This is a genomic window from Sphingobium sp. AP50 (assembly GCF_900109095.1).
GTDB lineage: Bacteria > Pseudomonadota > Alphaproteobacteria > Sphingomonadales > Sphingomonadaceae > Sphingobium.
This window is the reverse complement of the sequence record NZ_FNYZ01000050.1, coordinates 1-5,447: the sequence shown is the minus strand read 5'-3', so window position 1 is coordinate 5,447 and position 5,447 is coordinate 1. Positions and strand designations below refer to the sequence as shown.

The window sequence follows — 5,447 nt, the reverse complement described above, 5'->3', positions numbered from 1 at the left end:
GGGGACACCCCCATGATCGCCAAGCGAGGGAGCGCAGCGAGCGAGACGGTCCAGCCCTTGCGCCAGGGGGCCGGAACAGGCCCCTAGAGCAAACCCATACGCGGCGGCGCGCCGCCTCGATCTCGCCCTTGCCGGGGCTTGTCCCGGCGAGGGGAAGGGTATCGCTACAGGGCGGGGATTGCTGGTAGGGTGGCCTCAAGGAGACAGGATATGGACAACGCTGCTGATACCGCCGCTGCCGTTGCAGCAATGACCGATGCGGAACTGGTTGGCCTATGGGACCAGGTGCAAGACCCCGAAAATCTCACACCGCTGGAACAGGCGGTTATTGATGAAATGGAGCGGCGCGAGGTCGATTTCTGAACGCCTGCGCGGCCCTGTCAGCGAGCAACGGGTATGTCCTTCATCCGGGTTGTCCACGCGGGGCTTTTCTGGCTGCGTTTCGTGTCGAAAGCCTTGGGGCCGTGGCCCTGCGCGGCCAGCGTGATCGTATTGCGCCCGAAGCGGCTATTGAGGCCGTCCATCGCAGCCAATAGCGCGGGCGCGCGTGGGTCGGCCTCGGCAAACAGGTCCGCTTGGCCCTGCCCCTGCGGGGTCAAGTCTTCCAAGAGAACGCCGCATTTCGTATAGACGCCCCCCGGCTGAAACATCGCCTCGGTCATCTGGCCCACAATGCGCAATATGACGCGCGGGTCGTTGGTCGGCGGCGAAAGCCGCGCCGATCGCGAAGCCGATGGCGGATTAGGGCGGTAGCGCGATCCATGGGCAAAGGCGATCAAGCGGCTCGCAACGAGACCTTGGGCGCGTATCTTCTCGGCGGCGCGCGCAGCGCGCCGTGCCATCGCTTCGCGCAATTCGTCCAGCGTCTTGACCGGCTCCCCGAATTGCCGGGTGACGGCGGTATTCTTCAATGCGTCGGGTTCAAGTTTGAAATCGACGCATTCGATCCCGTTAAGCTCCCGCACTAGGCGTTCCAGCACAACCGATCCCACGTCGCGCGCAACCGCTGGCGCCATCGCAGCCAGGTCGGCGGTTGTCCGAATGCCAAGGGGGCGCAGGCGCGCTTCCAGCGCGCCACCGATGCCCCAAACTTCGCCAACCGGCCATTGTTCAAAGAGGCGGCGGCGCAGCTCGGTATCGTGAAGATCGACCACGCCGCCCCAAACCTTTTCGGTTGCCTTGGCAAGCGCATTGGCGACCTTGGATAATGTGCGGGTCGGGCCAAGGCCGATCCGGGTCGGCAAACCGACTTGGCGCAAAATATCCTCGCGCAGCTTGTGGGCGGCTTCCACGTCGCCAAGGCCATTCGGCAAGGTCGGCGCACGGTAGAAGCTCTCATCAATCGAGTAGATTTCGACGGTATCGGAATGATCGGCAATCACCGCATTGAAGCGGCGATTGAGGTCCGCATAGAGTTCGTAATTGCTCGATCGCAAACGCATACCGTGCCGCTCGATCCGGTCACGAATTTTGAAAACCGGCTCGCCCATGCGGACGTGCAAAGCCTTTGCTTCTTCGCTGCGCGCCACTGCGCAGCCGTCGTTGTTCGAAAGGACAAGGACAGGCACGCCGCGCAGCGACGGGTCAAATAGCCGCTCGGCGCTGACGTAGAAGTTCTGCACGTCCACGATCCCGTGTGTCATCGGAAGCGGCCTAGCGACGGAAATCGCGAACGCTGGATCGCACAACGCCCCATATCTCGACGCCTTCGGCGCTGGTCGGTTCATAGTGCAGATGCCGGTTCCGGGCCTCCAACATCATCCCGCCCTGGCGTCGTGCAAGCTGGCGGCAGACAAAGCCGCCGTCCACTATGGCTATGACGATGTGACCTTCAACGGGCCGGGTGTCCCGGTCCACCACTACAACATCATCGTCATAGATTCCGGCCTCGATCATGCTGTTGCCGCTGATCCGAAAAACAAAGCTGGCAGCTCTGTCGAGCCGTAGCAGCTCGATCAGGCAGATAGCGTCCTCTTGCCAGTCCTGGCTTGGGGATGGAAAGCCGGCACCCGCTGCGCTGATGATGTGAGGAATTAGGCCCTCTGGCACCATCGCAAGCGGGACCGGCTGCATTGGCGGCAGCAACATGATGATTCCCTTCTTCGCCTCCTTGTAACGCACAAGAGAACGAAATAGGAACACGCCTTCGCCCGTCAGCATCATTTTTCGCTGTGGAGAGGCGTTTGAGCGGCGTCGTAAAATCAAACGTAGCTCGCGGTAGGGATTGCTCAATATCGCGCAGCTAGGCAGATAGACAATGATTTTGGGCTGGGGGTTTTATGATCCGATACACAAGCTTAGCGATCCTCTTGGGCTTCCTCGCTTCGCAGCCCGCTCATGCTGAATGGAAACTCCGGCAGGAATATACTGACGGCGATATGACGCTCGTTTCTGTCAGCAGTGACAGCCAGACTATGCCGGTTGGCCTGCGTGATTCTTATTCGGCATCACTATCAATTTCGTGCATTCCCAAGGCCAATAATCTGTGGCTGCAACTGGTCTGGCCGGAACAGATGACGGCAATGAAAACCATCACGATCATTCGGAACGCAGACGGTTTTCCCGCAATGCCTCAAGAATGGAACGCATCGGGCGATGGCGGGGAAATGCAAAGCTTCACGCTTGATGGGCAAACCATATCCGGCACCGAACTCATGAACCGCCTTCTGACCGGCAAGGGGCAATCGCTTGCCCTAAAACCGCAAGGAAATGGGCGCATTCAAGATGCAATATTCTCGCTTGATGGACTTGAAAGCAAGCTGCGTGAAGTAACCAAGGCTTGCCCCAAGTGGAGTTACTTCGACAACATGAAGGCTGCAAAGGGTCAATGACTTCGCGGCCACGGTCTTTTTGCCAAACAAGATAGCACCTGATCGCACGGTGACGGGACCAGCAATCGCGATTGCTGTCCGCGACATGGGGACCAACGGCTTGCGCGTTTGCCAGGCATGATGTTCCAAGGCGGACTGCGCCTGAATGGGTGCTGCCGAGGCAGCGAGCATCAGGACGAGATATTTCAGCATCGCATTCCCCTTGTATGGGGCGCACATTAGCGAGCGGGAGGCCGTTCGCAACTCGTCAGCGGTGACAGCGTATCCCTTTCGGCCAATAATGATCCCAGCGAACAACGGTGCGTGTCGCCAGCATGGCGCAATTGAGGTTCCGCCCATCTGCCAACTGGCAGAATGCGGCGGTTCGCGCGCCTTTGCCGTTGCCGCTCGATAGGCATCGCATGGTAGGCGCTCGGACGCGCGCATGATCGAAGCGAGCGCCCCGGAACCGGACATGGCCCCGCGAGCCACCCAAAAGCCCAACGAGGGCGCTCATGGCTGCGTCCGCCGATGCGGTCGGGCAAGGATGCCCTGGGCGGCATGAACCGTCGCGCTCTCGCGCGGCGATCCCGCCAAGCCGGATACGCGGCCCCTCGGCGCACCATATGGGGCCGTCGCCATCGGCAACGTGTGTTGGGGTGCAGGCAAACAGCAGTCCAGCGGCGATGACGGGAGCGGCCATGATTTCATCTTTCTATGACGCAAACATAGGCGCGGGCCGTGAGGCCCGCGCCGCGATTTTCAATCTCAGCCCTCAAAGCGCGCGATCAACCGTTCGGCAATGGGCCTGATTTCATCAAGGCTGGCGGTCGCGGTGCAATCCGAACCGATGGCGGCGCTGTATGTGCCGCCGTCGAGTTGGACGACGCGCACAAGCCAAACATCGCGGCGGATTTCGCACTGATCGGGCAGGGGCCATTTCATGATTTCATGAAAGGCAAGGTCAACCCATTGGCGCATATCGGGATCGCGAGCCGCGTCGGCGTAGTCGGCGCGGCTCGCCATGACGCTAAAGTCATCGCCTATCATGAATTGCTGTTGCCGGTCGCGCCGCTCCTGCTCGATCCGCTTGGAGCGATCCTTCTCGGCGCGTTTCATCGCCTGGCTGAACCGAACATCATCGGCACTTCTCGCCAGCGCGGCAATGATGGTCGGGACGCGCGCCGGCATGTAGTGGCCCGCGCGCTCTGCGGCCTCGATCACAAATTGCAAATCGGCAATCTCGGTCGGCGTGAAGGTGGCGCGAACGGCGCTCGCGGTATTACTGATCTTCATGGCTGCGGCTCCGTGTCAGGCTTGGCCCTGTAGGTCGCAAGGCCGATCCACGAACCGGCGTCACCGCGAAACTGGCGCACAACATCACCGCCGTCCCAATGGCCGGTGAAGATGCCGCGCCGGTTGATGCCTCCGACTGGTCGGGTGCGCGCTGCCAGAAGGCGGGCGCGGCGCGTATCTCTATCAATGTGGCGCATCGGTTCCATGATACTGCTTCCTTTCGGTCGATCCTTCGGGAACGGGGAAGGGGGGCGACGTGGCCGCCCCTCTCGGTCATGCGGCGCGAGCCATGGCGGGCGCGCTCATGTGGGACAGGATCAGTTCGCTTGCTGCCTGTGCTGCGGTTGCTGCGCGGAAAATCGCGCGCTTGTCATTGCGAAGGGCGGTAAGCCAGGACGCAACGTAAGCGGCATGATCCTCCCGCTCAGTCGGTTCCATGCCAAGCTGGGCGCAAAGCATGGCGGCTCCGATCTCGGCAATCAATTCTTCCTCGGCCCTGATTGCGCGATCCTTCCCATAGTCGCGCAGGGTTTCGCGGGCGAGCCGGTGGGCGCTGCCGCTGCTGTGGATCGCTTCGTGCGCAAGGGTCGCATAGAACGCATTGCCGGTCACAAAGTCCGCAAAGGCGGGCATCTGGATACGGTCGGCGCTGGGGTCGTAATAGGCGCTGCTGCCGCCCTCGCGATAGGGAACGGGCCAGCGCGCAAAGGCTGCATCAAGTTCGCTGTCGCGCTCATCGCGGTTCTTGATTTCGATCTGCGGAGCGGGAAACTTGCTCATGTCCAAGCCGTCGATCTGCTCGACATTGAAAACGACATACTTTTTCAGGAATTTGCGTGTCGCTTCCTCGCCCTCGGCATTGGTGATGGGTTCGCCGGTTTCGCCATCCTTGGGGGTGAAGCTGCCAGCGTGAACGACAAGATTGCCCTTCTCGCCCTTGCGGACCTGTCCCCCAAGCTCATGCGCCTGCCGGTAGGTCATCCAATGCGGGTTGGTATATCCGCGCTCCATGGATGCGGACCAAAGCAACAGGATATTGATGCCACGATAGGGGGTGCCTTCATGGCGAAGCGGAAGCGATGCCGCGCCCGATGCCCAACGGGGCGACCATGGGCGGGTGCCTGCCTCTAGCAACGCAACAATCTGGTTGGTGACTTCCTCGTAAACGTCGATCCGCGCGGCGCTGGTGGTGGTCTTGCGGGCCTTGCCGGTGTTCCGTGCCATGTGCATTCCCTTCTTAAAATGGAGCCGAAGGCGATGGCTCCCATCGACTTCTGCCCGCTGGCGAAGTGGGTCGGGGAATGGCGCAAATAGGGGCCGATCATGGGGGAGGGGGATCAC

At 61.1% G+C, this 5,447-nt stretch carries 7 protein-coding genes; 2 read left to right on the top strand and 5 right to left on the bottom strand.

Features of this window, described 5'->3' with window-relative positions:
- The first annotated feature begins 210 nt into the window (after window positions 1–210).
- Window positions 211–363, top strand: a complete 153-nt coding sequence (locus tag BMY84_RS30070; RefSeq protein WP_177204261.1) for a hypothetical protein — start codon at window positions 211–213, stop codon at window positions 361–363.
- Between the two features lie 17 nt (window positions 364–380).
- Here BMY84_RS30070 and BMY84_RS28680 read toward each other — a convergent pair whose 3' ends face one another.
- The gene (locus BMY84_RS28680; RefSeq protein ID WP_177204260.1) at window positions 381–1,643 is read right to left on the bottom strand and encodes a Y-family DNA polymerase; all 1,263 of its coding nucleotides are present in this window, start codon (window positions 1,641–1,643) and stop codon (window positions 381–383) included.
- A 10-nt stretch (window positions 1,644–1,653) separates the two neighbouring features.
- The gene (locus tag BMY84_RS28675) at window positions 1,654–2,088 is read right to left on the bottom strand and encodes a LexA family protein (protein ID WP_093088552.1); all 435 of its coding nucleotides are present in this window, start codon (window positions 2,086–2,088) and stop codon (window positions 1,654–1,656) included.
- A gap of 191 nt (window positions 2,089–2,279) precedes the next feature.
- Here BMY84_RS28675 and BMY84_RS28670 point away from each other — a divergent pair, with 191 nt between their 5' ends.
- Window positions 2,280–2,831 carry a type VI secretion system-associated protein TagO gene (locus BMY84_RS28670; RefSeq protein ID WP_093088550.1) on the top strand — a complete coding sequence of 184 codons (552 nt, stop codon included), beginning with the start codon at window positions 2,280–2,282 and terminating at the stop codon, window positions 2,829–2,831.
- Window positions 2,832–3,578: 747 nt separating this feature from the next.
- Here the strand turns inward: BMY84_RS28670 and BMY84_RS28660 are convergent.
- The 3 genes from BMY84_RS28660 to BMY84_RS28650 form a co-directional block, all read right to left on the bottom strand.
- A complete protein-coding gene (locus BMY84_RS28660) occupies window positions 3,579–4,106 on the bottom strand; it encodes a hypothetical protein (protein ID WP_093088547.1) in 528 nt (175 codons plus the stop codon).
- On the bottom strand, window positions 4,103–4,312 hold the full coding sequence (locus BMY84_RS28655; RefSeq protein WP_093088546.1) for a hypothetical protein: 210 nt from the start codon (window positions 4,310–4,312) through the stop codon (window positions 4,103–4,105). The genes BMY84_RS28660 and BMY84_RS28655 overlap by 4 nt, the downstream gene beginning before the upstream one ends.
- 67 nt (window positions 4,313–4,379) lie before the next feature.
- Entirely contained in the window at window positions 4,380–5,330 is a 951-nt protein-coding gene (locus BMY84_RS28650) for an ArdC family protein (protein WP_093088544.1), read from the bottom strand.
- Window positions 5,331–5,447: the final 117 nt, after the last annotated feature.

Excerpts from the sequence above, each read along its gene's own strand:
- BMY84_RS30070 (WP_177204261.1), top strand. The coding sequence starts at position 211 with ATGGACAACGCTGCTGATACCGCCGCTGCCGTTGCAGCAATGACCGAT.
- BMY84_RS28655 (WP_093088546.1), bottom strand. The coding sequence starts at position 4,312 with ATGGAACCGATGCGCCACATTGATAGAGATACGCGCCGCGCCCGCCTT.
- BMY84_RS28680 (WP_177204260.1), bottom strand. The coding sequence starts at position 1,643 with ATGACACACGGGATCGTGGACGTGCAGAACTTCTACGTCAGCGCCGAG.
- BMY84_RS28670 (WP_093088550.1), top strand. The coding sequence starts at position 2,280 with ATGATCCGATACACAAGCTTAGCGATCCTCTTGGGCTTCCTCGCTTCG.
- BMY84_RS28675 (WP_093088552.1), bottom strand. The coding sequence starts at position 2,088 with ATGTTGCTGCCGCCAATGCAGCCGGTCCCGCTTGCGATGGTGCCAGAG.
- BMY84_RS28650 (WP_093088544.1), bottom strand. The coding sequence starts at position 5,330 with ATGGCACGGAACACCGGCAAGGCCCGCAAGACCACCACCAGCGCCGCG.
- BMY84_RS28660 (WP_093088547.1), bottom strand. The coding sequence starts at position 4,106 with ATGAAGATCAGTAATACCGCGAGCGCCGTTCGCGCCACCTTCACGCCG.